This is a genomic window from Methylicorpusculum oleiharenae (assembly GCF_009828925.2).
GTDB classification, from domain to species: domain Bacteria; phylum Pseudomonadota; class Gammaproteobacteria; order Methylococcales; family Methylomonadaceae; genus Methylicorpusculum; species Methylicorpusculum oleiharenae.
Genome location: NZ_WUTY02000001.1, coordinates 431,141 through 445,108 on the forward strand (window position 1 = coordinate 431,141; position 13,968 = coordinate 445,108).

Below are 13,968 nucleotides of genomic sequence, written 5' to 3' on the forward strand. Positions count from 1 at the left end.
TTTTTGTTTACCTGAATAAGCACAGTCCATGAATAAAGAAATCATCCATACCCTGGAAGCACCGCAAGCTATCGGCACTTATTCTCAAGCGATAAAAGTCGACAATACCGTTTATCTTTCGGGTCAGATTCCACTGGTTCCTGAAACCATGGAAATAATCGAGGGTGATATCAGGGCCCAGATTCATCAGGTCTTCTGTAATCTGCGCGCGGTTGCCCAAGCCTCCAGAGGGGAGCTTTCCGACATTGTCAAACTCAATGTCTACTTAACCGATCTTTCCCATTTTCCTATCGTCAATGAAGTGATGGGTGAATATTTTTCCGTACCCTATCCTGCCCGTGCCGCTATAGGCGTCGCCGCTCTACCCAAAGGTTCCGGCGTGGAAATGGATGCGATCATGCATCTGCTGCCGCAAGAATACCCTGCCTGCTAAGCCAAGCCCTGTCACCTGCCAATGAGTCATGCCGACTCCGCCCAGCGTTCGGTCGTCTCATTGGCGGGCATAGGCGCCAATACGGCCGCCAAGCTCGAAAAACTGGGCATTTTTACCCTACAGGATCTGCTTTTCCATTTGCCGCTTCGTTATGAAGACCGCACACACATCTCGCCTATCGGCTCATTAAAACCCGGTGTCTCGGCGCTAATCAAAGGAACAGTGGCATTAACCGATGTGGTCAGCCGGGGCCGTAAAAGTTTGATTGTCAAGATTGGCGATGGCACAGGCATGATCAGCCTGCGGTTCTTTCATTTCAGCGCCGGCCAACTGAAACAGCTCACTCCCGGCACCGTCATCAGTTGTTTTGGTGAGTCGCGTTACGGCTATGCCGGTTTCGAAATGGTTCATCCCGAGTACACCGTCATCAGCTCGGCGGATATGGTGATCACAGAAAGCCGTCTGACTCCAGTTTACCCGTTGACCGAAGGCGTCAGGCAATCAACTTTGAGAAAAGCCATTAAACATGCGCTGAGCCTGTGCCAGGAAAATCCGTCATGGTTAACCGACTGGTTACCGTCTTCACTGCTCAAATCCTTCAATTATCCAAGCTTGATGGAAGCCATTCATACCTTGCATGCGCCTGACGAATCCGTGACGGTGCAAGCTTTGTACAGCGGATCAGTTCCGGCCCTGAAACGCCTGGCTTTCGAAGAACTGCTCGCTCACCATTTAAGCCTTAGACTGAGCAGGCATCAGGCAAGAGCCTGGCAAGCACCGGTATTCAGCCTGGATCCAAGCACCCGGCGACACTTTTTCAAGAGCTTGCCTTTCACGCTGACCGGAGCCCAGCAACGGGTAATCACTGAAATAGAAACCGATTGCAAACAACCGCATCCGATGCTGCGACTGGTTCAAGGCGATGTAGGCTCGGGAAAGACCATTGTTTCCGCCTATGCGGCTTTACTGGCGCTGACATCCGGACTTCAAGTCGCAGTGATGGCACCGACGGAATTACTTGCTGAGCAACACTTTCGCAATTTTACCGGGTGGTTTAAAGGCTTCCAGACCGAAATCGTCTATTTAACCGGCCAAATGCGAGGTAGTGCCCGAAAATCAGCATTACAAATGATCAACGAAGGCAGTGCCGGAATCATCATCGGCACCCATGCCTTGTTTCAGGAACAGGTCAACTTTCATAAGCTGGGTCTGGTCATTATCGACGAACAACACCGTTTCGGCGTTGATCAACGCATGGCTCTCAGAGACAAATGCGGCCTTGAAAATCAGCGTCCACACCAGCTGGTGATGACGGCAACCCCCATTCCAAGAACACTGGCCATGCTCAATTACTCCGATTTGGATATTTCCATCATCGACGAGCTTCCGCCCGGCCGGCAACCGGTAATAACCAGCGTTATCCCTGCCGAACGAAGACCTGATGTCATTGCCAGAATCAGCAGTTGGGTGGCACAGAAGCGTCAAGCTTATTGGGTTTGTACCTTAATTGAAGAATCCGAACTGTTACAATGCGAGGCGGCTGAAAAAACCTATCTGCAATTAAGCGAGGCTCTGCCCGGGATAAAAGTCTCGCTGGTTCATGGCAGAATGAAGTCAACGGACAAGGATGCCGTGATGAAGGCGTTTAAAAACGGTGAATACGATTTACTGGTAGCCACAACAGTGATTGAAGTGGGCGTGGATGTGCCTAATGCCAGCCTGATGATCATTGAAAATCCCGAACGTTTGGGCCTGTCCCAACTGCATCAACTCCGGGGGCGGGTGGGCAGAGGGCAAGATGCCAGCTACTGTGTACTGATGTACCAATCACCGCTGTCAGACACGGCAAAACACCGGTTGAGCGTCTTGCGTGACAGTAACGACGGTTTTGTCATTGCCGAGAAAGACCTTGAATTACGAGGTCCCGGCGAAGTCATGGGCACACGGCAAACCGGTCAAATGCAATTTAAAGTGGTCGATCTGGCAAGAGACACCGATCTGCTGGATAATGTGCAACAGATCGCCGATTCATTGATAACTGAAACACCTGAAGCGGTAAGCCCGTTAATCAACCGTTGGCTGGGAAAATCCACACATTACGCAGAGGTCTAATCGTTGCCTACAAAAAGCTTTCTACTTGCCCACGAACCGCACTGGATAGCGGCCCGTCAAGGTATTCACCAACACCTGCCGGATTCAGCGCAATCCTGGATTTATGAACCCGGCTCGATTACCCAGCGTTTGCGCAGTTATTATGGCGATGGGGTTAAAGTCGAGATTCTTTTCCTTGAATGGCAAGCGCCTTTTCTCAGTGAAAGCCGCATGCTCAGAGTGCCTACTCACCGTTATGCGCTGACCCGCGAAGTCTTGCTGCATATTAACGGCAAACCACTGATTCTGGCCCGCACCCTTATTCCGGAACGAACACTGAGAGCCGCAAGGAGGAATCTGGCGCATTTAGGAAACCGTCCATTAGGGGAAGTTATTTTTTCTTATCCCAAACTGCAACGGCTGGAAATGGATTTCACTGAAGCCGAACCGTCTGTATGGACCGAGGCGGCAATAGGAACCGCTCACATTGGCCAATCCGTTTGGGGAAGAAGAACCATCTACAGCATCCGTCACCGGCAAATGCTGATTAACGAATTTTTTATGCCTGACGCGCTGCTGTTACCTTAAACCAGCAATTCCCGGTTTGATGATAAAAAAGGGGAGGCGTAGGGTATCGCCTTACCCTCCATTTTTATTGGGTGTAGGCGGTTAATTGAAAAGGCTTCTGCAACAAGGATGTTGCTCAGAGCTACAGGGACGTATTCACGCGTTCTTTGACATCAAACACCTATGCCCTTAATTCAATGCGGGCGAGGAGTTACTGGATATGTTTTGCAGGAATTGCCGAAATCCAGAACTCATGGATAGCTCGAAGAATACCCTCCATGGCACTGGATGCCCATTTCCAGACGGGCATGAAGGGCTTATGGATTTAGTTGAAACGTATTGCTAATGAAGAACCGTTTTACCTTCACTGCATCTTGATGCTACTGGGGTGTCTGACCAACATTGAATAATGATCTTTGCGCCGGTTAATCCAGCCGCGCGCTTCGATCGTTTTTCCTCGTAAAACGGCTAAATCAGAAAACATTCCCGACTGCTTGCGCTCTATCCTTATGTCCACTTGAGGCGTCAAGTTCAAATAAACGTATTTTTTGCTCCATCGGATAGACTCGATCTGACCTTGAACGCGTTGCCATCCTCTGTAGTTGGCTCGAGTCAGAGCATCTGCAAGCTTTACTTCATACTCCGGCAAACGCCAAATACCCAGACGGCTTTTTTCAGCTTTTTCCTGAGCCGCAAGCAAAGTATCCAGAAATTCCAAATTGGGCGGGTGGATCACCACGGCCGCAAAGCCCTGTTCCACAAGCTCGGCATTGATATGACGGTAATCCTCGGTAAACACATGCGCCAGCAACCTGTCATAGGCATCATGAGCTTCTACATCCATGACCAGGCGAATCCGCTTATTCAGCAATTGCACTGACAACCAGTTTTTAGCCGCAATGCCTCCGGCCTCGGCTTCTTGATTTCGATGGGCGATTTCAGGTGTATTAATACCCAAAAGCCTGATCTTTCGCCCATCGGCAAGCAAGATTGTATCCCCGTCAAACACTTTGGTGACATGATAAAAGGCAATGCCGGGGCTTATTTCTACCGGTCTGGCCCGCTCTGTTTTTTTATCGGAAAAATGAACCTGCCCTTGATCATCGCGCCATTCATAAATTTCTGAATGTGCAGGACAAGCGGTCAGGCTCACTAAAATCAATAAAATCTTCGCGATCCTGTTTGTATAATGTCTTTCGGGCAGTTCTCGAAAGAGGGCAGTACATTCTATATTTATCATTCGTTACACTTACTTTTTATGCTAACCATCATCCAGCGCGTCAGTTCAGCTAAAGTGACTGTCAACCACAACATTACCGGTCAAATTGAACAAGGCATTTTAGCACTTGTAGCGGTCGAAAAAGACGACACCGAGCAGGAGGCCCGGCGCTTGCTTGAAAGAATACTTAATTACCGGATCTTTGCTGATTCAGACGGCAAAATGAATCTCAGTTTACGGGATATCGGGGGCGGATTATTGCTGGTTCCGCAATTTACGCTGGCAGCCGACACCAACACCGGCAATCGTCCGAGCTTCACACCGGCAGCCGCGCCTGAAAAAGGCAGGCAGTTATTTGAATACCTGCAAACCCTGGCATTAAAGTCTCATAACCCGGTGGCTTTTGGTGAATTTGGCGCCGATATGCAGGTATCACTAGTCAACGAAGGACCGGTTACTTTTTCATTACGTGTCGCTCAGCGCGGATCATCATCCACGTGATGTTCGGATTGGTCATCTGGCGGATTTAATTTTCCGGTTTTGACGGGCCTGAGCAATACAATCAGACTGGCCATAATCAGAACTATCGCGATAAAAATAAAAAACAGTGCCGCGAGCATACATGCCTCCGTTAAGCCATATCATTGAATATAAAAGGCTATTTTCCGTGAAAACACAAAAAGTGTTAAAATGGCCTTTTTTAAACCGACCGCCGCATCGGCAAACGATACCACGATCATGAAACACGTTGAATTGCTCTCTCCCGCTGGAACCTTAAAAAACATGCGTTATGCTTTTGCTTACGGCGCGGATGCTGTGTATGCAGGCCAGCCCCGTTACAGCCTGCGAGTTCGCAATAACGATTTTCTGGAGGACAATCTGGCGACAGGCATCGCCGAAGCTCATCAGCTGGGCAAAAAGTTCTTTCTAGCAACCAATGTTATTCCACATAACAGTAAAATCAAAACCTTTATCAAAGACCTGACGCCTATTATTGCCATGCAACCGGACGCGCTGATTATGGCCGATCCGGGATTGATCATGATGGTTCGCGAAACCTGGCCTGACATGCCGGTACATTTATCTGTGCAAGCCAACACCGTCAATTATGCCTCGGTCAAATTCTGGAAAAGCATGGGCATAGAAAGAGTCATACTTTCCCGTGAATTATCACTGGATGAAATTGCAGAAATCCGCCAGGAATGTCCGGACATGGAACTGGAAGTATTCGTTCACGGCGCATTGTGTATCGCCTATTCCGGCCGTTGCCTGCTGTCCGGATATTTCAATCATAGAGACCCGAATCAAGGCACCTGTACCAATTCCTGCCGCTGGAAATATGACACCTTACCCGCCCATGAAAATGCCGAGGGTGATTATGTGCAGGATGGCGGTGCTTTATCGATGGCCGATATCAGCACGGCCAGCTGTGGTGGCGCTGAACGGCACCCTTTGGCCGATAATATTTACTTTCTGGAAGAAGAAGGCAGAAAAGGAGAGCTACTTCCCATCATGGAAGATGAAAACGGCACCTATATCATGAATTCCAAAGATCTTCGTGCCATCGAACATATCCAGCGCCTCGTTGAAATCGGTGTTGATAGCCTGAAAATTGAAGGCCGCACAAAATCCCACTATTATGTGGCCCGAACCGCCCAAACCTATCGCCAAGCGATAGATGATGCCTTGGCTGACCGCCCTTTCAATCCGCAATTACTGGGTGTTCTGGAAAACCTTGCCAGCCGGGGCTACACGGATGGCTTCTACCAGCGTCACCACACCCATGAGCACCAAAACTACCTCAGCGGTTATTCAAAAGGTCATCAGCAACAATTCTGCGGAGAAATAAGAAATTTCGACCCCAACAGCGGCATGGCTGAAATCGACGTAAAAAACAAATTCTCGGTCGGGGACAGATTAGAACTGATCCTGCCCGAGGGCAATCGTGACATTGTGATTGAAAGAATGGAAGATCTTCACGGCAGGCCGATGCAGGAAGCGTCAGGCGGGGGGTATGAAGTCAAAATTCCTCTACCGGGCATCAGACCGGACAAAGGCTTACTGGCAAGGTATATTTGAAGCGTAACACAGGGTTAAATCATCCTTAACAAAAAAGGATAGAGGACAAAAGTTATACGCTTTTATCCTCTATCCTCAACCAGCTTGTTAAAACATTTTAATGAAAATGATGAGGTCCTTTTCCATTTTTATCCCCTCTCCCATCATTAAAGTATTGAAGTGTTTTGTCCCAGGCTTGCTGACCGATCAGTCGTCCAATTTTCCGGCTTACCAGATCGCCATCGATAAAATGTATCCCGCCGTAACGTCTTGAAATACCCGCATCATCAGCCGCATCTGAAAAGGTTGCCCAATAAAGAATGGTATCGTTCGCGGGCACAACGCCAGGCTCCACTGCTGAAGAGCCGGCTAGTACGGTAGTACTAAAACCAAAATAATCACTTTGGGTAAATAGCTTAAGTGTTTCCGCGCCTGCAGCACTGAAAATACTATGACCTGAATAGTATTCTGGAAACGGAGGCGTCACGACTGACGCCGCCTGATAGGGTTTCCAATCTGCGCCGTCAATGGGGCCCTGCCAGGACTCGACTGTTTTCCCGGCATATAGAAAATTGATTGCGGTAACCGGTCTGACATAATCGTAATAGCGTTTGGCATCCCAACTGGCAATACTTGCATCAAAAATAGCATTGGACAAGGCAAAGAGCATCTTAACGTCTTGATCCACCGTGTGATGATCTCGCTCAGAAACATAGGCGGCAAATAATGCCCAATGGCCCGGAGGCAACTCAGAATGAGGACCATCCGCCCAATATTCCGCAATCACTTTTTTCTCATCCGTCAAATGCGCGCTGTATTCCAAAACCTGTTGAGCCTGAATCTCATAACGCTCAGGCTCAGTATTGTAATCAGCAGGCGGCGGTGTCATTTTCCGGAACTGTGTACCTGATTTTAACGCGTAGGGTACGACCTTACCCCAATGGGGTGTAATAAATTGCTGTTCAGTTGAACCTATTTGAAGTGGCTGCCAATGATTGGGATCGGCTATGGAATCCGGAGAATTGACTGGCGTATAACCGCTGTAGTCGCTATAAGCCCCCGCGTGGAGATCGCCGAGTTGATTCGATCCATCATGGTGTCTGAAATCCAATACCGCTTTGGCGGCAATATTACCAATACCAGAAGGCTTTTTTACATCATAGGTGTTGTCGTTAGGATCATAACCAAGATCCGTCATCAACGCATTGAAACTCGCTATTTCTGTTGGAAACAGATCGGATAAGCATTCATGTGCAGCAAAGCTGATCGCTTTTTCTTTGTTTGCTTGAGTCCTTTCACTTCCTGGACGGCGCAAATTATTCCCGTAACGAGTCCCCTTCGCCCTGGCATCATAGGCTGCCCAAGCATCAAACATACAGGTATCGACAATTGCCAGCGCCCTGGCAACAATAGGGGGTCCTGGATGGGTGACACGAATAGCTTCCAGAACTGCATCATTCCATTGGGTAACCACAGTGCCTGTTGCAGCAAATCCTGATTGACTAAATGTCATTATCGCTGAAACGGAAGCAGCAAGAAGAGAACGGTTAAATGTTTGATTTATCATAAAAATACCTTATTTATCATAATATTAAATTCCTTTTTTAAGAGATTAAAAGTTTATTTGCTTTCAAGAAAGCGAGTAATGACACTCTCTTGATTGATATGCTAAAAGGAAAATTCAGTGAATTCTGTTAAATAGTCACACTGGGTTTAAGGCATATTTCATACCAACCATTTTTGAAATGAAGTGGGCCTGGTTAATGTATATGCCGAATTTTTAATGATAATCGGTAAATATATGATTTTAATGGATTTTTTAGTTTTTTTCAGGATAATTGCCACTCATTAAAAATCTAAGCCATTGATAAGCAATGAATGCGCAGAGATTTTTGGATAAGCAGACCTGAGGGTTATCTAGAGTAAAACAATACAGCTTTGACAGAAAAAAATAAGCGTTTAAAAGTTTTGATACTAGCTGACAAAATTGTCATATGAGGGCTGACAGCGCTAATCCATGCAGACAGTACTGACATTTATTGCTCGTAAGAATAATGGATAAACAGCAGTGCATATTGAAACAAGAAATACAAACAAATCAGGAGGGGGCTAATTTAAAGGAGTCTAACGTTATTTGGGTACAACTGGATTGTCGTTTTGATCGGTGACAACGGCAAAATCCTGAATGCCGTTGCCTAAAAAATCAATAAAACATCAGCAACTTATTTTTTTGTCATGAAAAAATAAATGGATTGGCATTTAAGCACCATCTTATCGTTCTCTTTCTCGACAGCAATACACGTTTCCATTTTTGAACGGCCTGGCGCCGCCTGTTTAACCAATTTACCGTCCTCAATTGAATAGCTAACCACTGCCCGCATCTTCTCTACGCGAGCACTGGAATCTGCATCATGCGAATTTCCTTCCAGAGTGCCGTCCTTTTTGAATTCCCAGGTAGTACTCAAACCTCTTGCCTTGCTACCGTCGCTATTGCGCGATTCTTTGTCGATTTGCCAAACGCCTAGGATATCCGCTTGAGTTAACTGAACTTCCGCGAACGCAGAAAATGATAAGAATGTTAGAGCAAATACAGCTAATTTTTTTAATCGCATGGCGAAAACCTTATGGGTTATTTTTTATGAACCCGAATTGTAACACGGAAGATAAGGGTACATGATTTTGACTCAAGTCGTAAAATCCGGTAAAGCATCAAAGGCTGACGTAAAATTATCCTATCCTCTCGTCTTTGCCAACGGCTGACTGAGAAAAGCGAATGGAGGAAACAGGGCCCTCATCATCTCTTACTCGGTCATATTAATCTGCGCATCTGATATGATAACGATTAAATGGCGCCGGTTGAGTCTGATTATCAAAATGCAGACCCGCTGCCGACATACTTCCTATCTGCTCTAGACCTGTAGATTTATATTATTCACATCAAGGTATTGCGTATGACTTTTGCAACCGCCAAACTCTGTGACACTTACTCAGCTAAGGCTCACCTTCAGATAGCGGAACCTATTTTCAAGCTATTTGGAGCCGCGTTGGCTTTTTCCGGGCAAATCACCACACTCAAGGTATTTGAGGATAATGCGCTGGTCAGAACCGCCCTTTCGACAAAAGTGAACCACCGGATTTTAGTGATTGACGGCGGCGGTTCCCATCGCTGCGCATTGATAGACGAAGAACTGGCCCAACTGGCCCTCGAAAACGGCTGGCAAGGTATAGTCGTCTATGGCTGCATTCGCGATTCGGCAATCATCAATGCCATGACCATCGGGATACGCGCTTTACATGCACATCCGCTAAAAAGTCCCAATAAAGGCTTGGGTAATCTTGACACTGTGGTGACTTTTGCCGGGGTTCAATTTAAAAATGATTATTTTTTATACGCAGACAGTGACGGAATTATCGTCTCGGAAACAGAGTTGAGTTAGAATAAAACCACCTTAACCTACTTTTTTAGTCAAGATATGCAAATAGTACTCGCAAATCCCCGTGGCTTCTGTGCCGGCGTTGACCGCGCTATTGAAATTGTTGATCAAGCCCTAGAAACATTCGGAGCCCCTATCTATGTTCGCCACGAAGTCGTACACAACCGAACCGTAGTTGACGGACTAAAAGAAAAAGGCGCTATTTTTATTGAAGATTTGAACGATGTTCCTGTCGAATCTTACTTGATCTTTAGCGCACACGGCGTTTCCAAAGAGGTACAAAAAAAAGCGGAGGAGCGTAATCTTACCGTCTTCGATGCTACCTGCCCGCTGGTCACCAAAGTCCATTTACAAGTCGCCAAACACGCCAAACAAGACCGTGAAGTTATCCTGATTGGACACGCAGGACATCCTGAGGTTGAAGGCACGATGGGACAATACGAAAAATGCACCGAAAACGGCGGCATTTATCTGGTCGAAACACCTAATGACGTCGCCAATCTTAAAGTCAACAACCCGGATAATCTGGCTTATGTCACTCAAACCACGTTATCCATGACCGATACAAAAATCATGGTAGACGCGCTACGTGCCCGATTTACCTCGATCCAGGAGCAGAAAAAAGACGACATCTGCTATGCAACGCAAAACCGACAGGATGCCGTTTATGACCTCGCATCAAAAACAGACATTATTCTGGTTGTCGGATCGCCTAATAGCTCAAACTCGAACCGTTTGCGTGAAATTGCCGAACAATTGGGTAAACCGGCTTATTTGATTGATACCGCCGAGGACATGCAGAAAGACTGGTTTGAGGGCATCGATGCAGTGGGTGTAACTGCCGGCGCATCCGCACCGGAAGTTCTGGTTCAGGAAGTCATTAATCAACTCAAACTCTGGGGCGGCGAGACTATTATCGAAAACAAGGGAATTGAGGAGAAAGTAGTATTTTCGCTACCCAAAGGTCTGCAAAAAAAATCTTGTGCATCTTCCGCCGGCGCTTGAACTTAAAACTCATTTAATCCGGAAGAGAGCGGGCTCTAACTGCTCTGTTCCGGGCTAGCTCACGGCTTGCAGATGACTCATTTTTTGCCTTGCATCCGGTACATTGCCAAGCCGATATTGGCTTGTTGAACAAAATGCTTAAAGCCATTGAATTCGTCGTCAGTGAACGGTTGCGATGAAAATGAACGGTCCGCATAAATCAACCCTATCGGTTGTTCGCTTGAACAAACCGGCATCAGAAAGCAATCATGCTGACCAATCACCCGCTTATCAGCATCGGTAAACAACACTCCATCCGAGACTCCCTTTATCATCAATCCTTGCGGAGTTTTTAGCCCCAGGCAAAAAAGATTGAGCGGTGATTGTGAAATACTGAAGATTATTTTCTGATCGTAAAACTCTTTGCGCCATCCCAGTGAAAGCTTCTCTTTCATTGACTTTTTGTCCTGAGCCAGAAGTGCAAAAAGGGCTCTATCGATTCCCAAGCCCCGCTGAATACCTTCCATAACCATTTCAAATAGCAAATTAATATCAATTTTGCCGCTCATAATGCCCGTAATTTCCTGAAGAATTTGAATTTGCACCAGTTTTTTATCTTCTTCCGGTACCCTTGATTCTTCTTCCTCGGCTTGAAACGCCTCTTTATTGATTAACCTGGAGGCGGAAACTGCGCCGAATTGTTTAGCGATGTTAACTGCGGTATCGGTATTTTGGACCATTAGCGCCTCTACCGACTGCTTGGATTTACCGGTTAGCACACTGATTTTATCGACGCATTCTGCATATTGTTTACTTTGATGACCTTCCTTGAGAGCATCCGTAATCACATATCCCAGACTAACCAGCTTGACTCGCGGATTGACTTGCTTACCTTTTTTGACCGAGTCTTCAATCAAACCACCCAGCTTCCAGGTTTTACAGAGCGATACAGCAAGATCAGTCAGTTTAAAACCTAATACCTGCTTTTCTGCCTCCTCGAGTGTACAATTCTCCTTATTGATCAGGCTCAATAAACGCTCTCCCTGCTTGCCGCTGAAACACCAGAAGGCAACATTACCAATTTGATGCAGCAGAGCTGCAATAAACACCTCCTCCGGCGAAGGATCATTCACCGACAAGGCCAATGATTTTGCCTGCACAGCGGCATGAACTGCCCGGGCAATTTCTTGATTTGCGCGCTCCCGGTTCGCCGCAGGTAAAATAGCCTCAAAAAAAGAGCATGCCAAGGTCAGCTCTCTTATCAGTTCCGAACCTAAGACGATAATAGCCCGTGACACCGTCACCATTTTTTGGCGGCTGACATTGTAGTAACTGCTGTTGCTCATTTTAAGCAATTTGGCAGTCAGATTAGGATCATGAAGAATGACATTGGCCAAATCCATCGCGCCTTTTTTATCATCTCTTAGAATGGCATCGATACTGAATGCGGTACTGGAAAAAATCGGCATGTCCCTATCGCAAAGCACTGAGGTCCATTCCTCAAGAGAAAGGGGTTCTGAAATATTTTCAACTGCAGGTTCACTCATGTTGACCATTGATTCTTCTATTGAACTACAAAACGGATTAACTTTTGGCGTATCCCGGGCAAAGTCCCTACAATAATCGCTGAACACAACACGGATAAACGCATTGAATCCTTTACGGCAACTTATTTCCCAAACCGCAATTTACGGCCTAAGCAGCATTCTGGGCCGATTCCTCAACTACCTCCTGGTGCCACTTTACACCTACACCTTTTCAACCGGTGAATATGGCGTGGTCTCGGAATTTTATGCCTATGCCGGTTTTTTTGCCGTGGTCCTGACCAGTGGGCTTGAAACCGGTTATTTTCGATTTCGAAAACAGGAAGGATTAGATGGTAATGAAGTATATACCAACGCGTTATGCTTTTTAGTTACGATCAATGTTTTGTTTGTCGCCATGATGGCTTATATCAAGACGCCATTAGCCGAGTGGCTGCATTATCCCCAACATCCTGAATATCTGATCTGGTTTTCGCTGATTCTGGCTCTGGATGCCATCACCGCCCTTCCGTTTGCGCGTTTGCGCGCCGAAAACCGGGCCTGGCGTTTTGCTGGCATTAAAATGACAGAGATTTTACTGACTATCGGTTTAAATCTTTTTTTTCTACTGGCTTGCCCAAAGATTCAAACAGTATGGCCCGACTCACTGATCGCCAAATGGTACGACCCGGCTATAGGGGTGGGCTATATCTTTCTGGCCAACCTCTTGGCCAGTGGATGTAAACTCACTTTGCTCTATCCTCAATTCAAGGGGATCAGGTTTTATATGGACAGCCAATTTATGCGAACGCTGCTGTCCTATTCGTTGCCTATGATCATCATCGGATTTGCTGGCATGGTCAATGAAATGCTGGACCGCGCCATTTTGAAATACATGCTGCCCTATGACCTTGATACCAATCTTCAGATGTTGGGAATTTACGGCGCGTGCTACAAACTGTCCATACTGATGACGCTGTTTGTTCAAGCATTTCGCTATGCCGGTGAACCGTTTTTCTTCAATATGGCAGGACGCGCCGATGCCAAACGCGCTTATGCGATGGTAATGAACTTCTTCGTACTGTTTGGCGTTTTTATATTCCTGGTCGTTACCTTGTATATCGGCTTATTCAAATATTTTATCGGCGAGCCGTTCCGGGCAGGTCTAAAGGTTGTTCCCATCCTGCTGATTGCTAATCTATTTCTGGGCATTTATGTCAATCTGTCGATCTGGTACAAACTGACCGACCGCACCGGTCTTGGCGCGTGGGTTTCAATAGCAGGAGCGGGGTTGACTGCCGCATTGAATTTCTGGTGGATACCGCTGTGGGGCTACGAAGGATCAGCCTGGGCAACACTGGCTTGTTATGCTTTTATGGTTTTTATTTCATGGCTGTTAGGACGGCATTATTACCCGATAGATTACCCTATCGGCAAAGTGACGGGATATCTGGTCATAGGTACATTGCTGTATTTTGCCAAACCTTATTTCGTGACGGAATATCAATGGAATGAATGGCTTGTTGCGACACTGGGGCTAACATTGTATATTGCCCTGGCCGTGCTGATGAATATAGGGCCTTATCTGCGCCGTCGCAAACTAAGGCAACGGTGAGCCCTGAAAATAACTCTTCAGCGAGCCTCTTAGATGGCGCAGGC

12 protein-coding genes are annotated in these 13,968 nt (G+C 46.7%); 8 read left to right on the forward strand and 4 right to left on the reverse strand.

Annotated features, from left to right (window positions below; all coding sequences use genetic code 11):
• The first annotated feature begins 28 nt into the window (after window positions 1-28).
• Genes GO003_RS02045 through GO003_RS02055 form a run of 3 tightly spaced genes read left to right on the forward strand, consistent with a single transcriptional unit; the run spans window position 29 to window position 3,112 of the window.
• Entirely contained in the window at window positions 29-433 is a 405-nt protein-coding gene (locus tag GO003_RS02045) for a RidA family protein (protein ID WP_159654799.1), read from the forward strand.
• 21 nt (window positions 434-454) lie between these two features.
• On the forward strand, window positions 455-2,545 hold the full coding sequence (gene recG, locus GO003_RS02050) for an ATP-dependent DNA helicase RecG (RefSeq protein WP_159654801.1): 2,091 nt from the start codon (window positions 455-457) through the stop codon (window positions 2,543-2,545).
• A 3-nt stretch (window positions 2,546-2,548) separates the two neighbouring features.
• Window positions 2,549-3,112 carry a chorismate--pyruvate lyase family protein gene (locus GO003_RS02055; RefSeq protein ID WP_159654803.1) on the forward strand — a complete coding sequence of 188 codons (564 nt, stop codon included), beginning with the start codon at window positions 2,549-2,551 and terminating at the stop codon, window positions 3,110-3,112.
• A 343-nt stretch (window positions 3,113-3,455) separates the two neighbouring features.
• On the opposite strand, the gene GO003_RS02060 is transcribed toward GO003_RS02055, so the two are convergent.
• Window positions 3,456-4,331 (reverse strand): thermonuclease family protein, encoded by an 876-nt coding sequence (locus GO003_RS02060; RefSeq protein ID WP_159654805.1) that lies wholly within the window; start codon window positions 4,329-4,331, stop codon window positions 3,456-3,458.
• 18 nt (window positions 4,332-4,349) lie between these two features.
• Here GO003_RS02060 and dtd point away from each other — a divergent pair, with 18 nt between their 5' ends.
• Window positions 4,350-4,811 carry a D-aminoacyl-tRNA deacylase gene (dtd, locus tag GO003_RS02065; protein WP_159654807.1) on the forward strand — a complete coding sequence of 154 codons (462 nt, stop codon included), beginning with the start codon at window positions 4,350-4,352 and terminating at the stop codon, window positions 4,809-4,811.
• Between the two features lie 237 nt (window positions 4,812-5,048).
• On the forward strand, window positions 5,049-6,389 hold the full coding sequence (gene trhP / locus GO003_RS02070; RefSeq protein WP_159654820.1) for a prephenate-dependent tRNA uridine(34) hydroxylase TrhP: 1,341 nt from the start codon (window positions 5,049-5,051) through the stop codon (window positions 6,387-6,389).
• 97 nt (window positions 6,390-6,486) lie between these two features.
• Here trhP and GO003_RS02075 read toward each other — a convergent pair whose 3' ends face one another.
• Window positions 6,487-7,935 carry a vanadium-dependent haloperoxidase gene (locus tag GO003_RS02075; protein ID WP_159654811.1) on the reverse strand — a complete coding sequence of 483 codons (1,449 nt, stop codon included), beginning with the start codon at window positions 7,933-7,935 and terminating at the stop codon, window positions 6,487-6,489.
• A 655-nt stretch (window positions 7,936-8,590) separates the two neighbouring features.
• A complete protein-coding gene (locus GO003_RS02080) occupies window positions 8,591-8,980 on the reverse strand; it encodes a hypothetical protein (RefSeq protein ID WP_159654813.1) in 390 nt (129 codons plus the stop codon).
• Window positions 8,981-9,319: 339 nt separating this feature from the next.
• Here GO003_RS02080 and rraA point away from each other — a divergent pair, with 339 nt between their 5' ends.
• Both rraA and ispH read left to right on the forward strand, forming a co-directional pair.
• Entirely contained in the window at window positions 9,320-9,805 is a 486-nt protein-coding gene (rraA, locus tag GO003_RS02085) for a ribonuclease E activity regulator RraA (protein WP_159654815.1), read from the forward strand.
• 36 nt (window positions 9,806-9,841) lie between these two features.
• Window positions 9,842-10,807 (forward strand): 4-hydroxy-3-methylbut-2-enyl diphosphate reductase, encoded by a 966-nt coding sequence (gene ispH / locus GO003_RS02090; RefSeq protein WP_231088778.1) that lies wholly within the window; start codon window positions 9,842-9,844, stop codon window positions 10,805-10,807.
• Between the two features lie 77 nt (window positions 10,808-10,884).
• Here ispH and GO003_RS02095 read toward each other — a convergent pair whose 3' ends face one another.
• Window positions 10,885-12,333: an HDOD domain-containing protein gene (locus tag GO003_RS02095; protein ID WP_206444701.1), complete on the reverse strand. Its 1,449-nt coding sequence runs from the start codon at window positions 12,331-12,333 to the stop codon at window positions 10,885-10,887.
• Between the two features lie 103 nt (window positions 12,334-12,436).
• Between GO003_RS02095 and GO003_RS02100 the strand changes: the two genes are divergently transcribed.
• Window positions 12,437-13,924: a lipopolysaccharide biosynthesis protein gene (locus GO003_RS02100; RefSeq protein ID WP_159657495.1), complete on the forward strand. Its 1,488-nt coding sequence runs from the start codon at window positions 12,437-12,439 to the stop codon at window positions 13,922-13,924.
• Window positions 13,925-13,968 lie beyond the last annotated feature (44 nt).

Coding starts and splice junctions, on each gene's coding strand:
- GO003_RS02045 (WP_159654799.1), top strand. CDS start 29: ATGAATAAAGAAATCATCCATACCCTGGAAGCACCGCAAGCTATCGGC.
- recG (WP_159654801.1), top strand. CDS start 455: ATGAGTCATGCCGACTCCGCCCAGCGTTCGGTCGTCTCATTGGCGGGC.
- GO003_RS02060 (WP_159654805.1), bottom strand. CDS start 4,331: ATGATAAATATAGAATGTACTGCCCTCTTTCGAGAACTGCCCGAAAGA.
- dtd (WP_159654807.1), top strand. CDS start 4,350: ATGCTAACCATCATCCAGCGCGTCAGTTCAGCTAAAGTGACTGTCAAC.
- trhP (WP_159654820.1), top strand. CDS start 5,049: ATGAAACACGTTGAATTGCTCTCTCCCGCTGGAACCTTAAAAAACATG.
- GO003_RS02075 (WP_159654811.1), bottom strand. CDS start 7,935: ATGATAAATCAAACATTTAACCGTTCTCTTCTTGCTGCTTCCGTTTCA.
- GO003_RS02080 (WP_159654813.1), bottom strand. CDS start 8,980: ATGCGATTAAAAAAATTAGCTGTATTTGCTCTAACATTCTTATCATTT.
- rraA (WP_159654815.1), top strand. CDS start 9,320: ATGACTTTTGCAACCGCCAAACTCTGTGACACTTACTCAGCTAAGGCT.
- ispH (WP_231088778.1), top strand. CDS start 9,842: ATGCAAATAGTACTCGCAAATCCCCGTGGCTTCTGTGCCGGCGTTGAC.
- GO003_RS02095 (WP_206444701.1), bottom strand. CDS start 12,333: ATGAGTGAACCTGCAGTTGAAAATATTTCAGAACCCCTTTCTCTTGAG.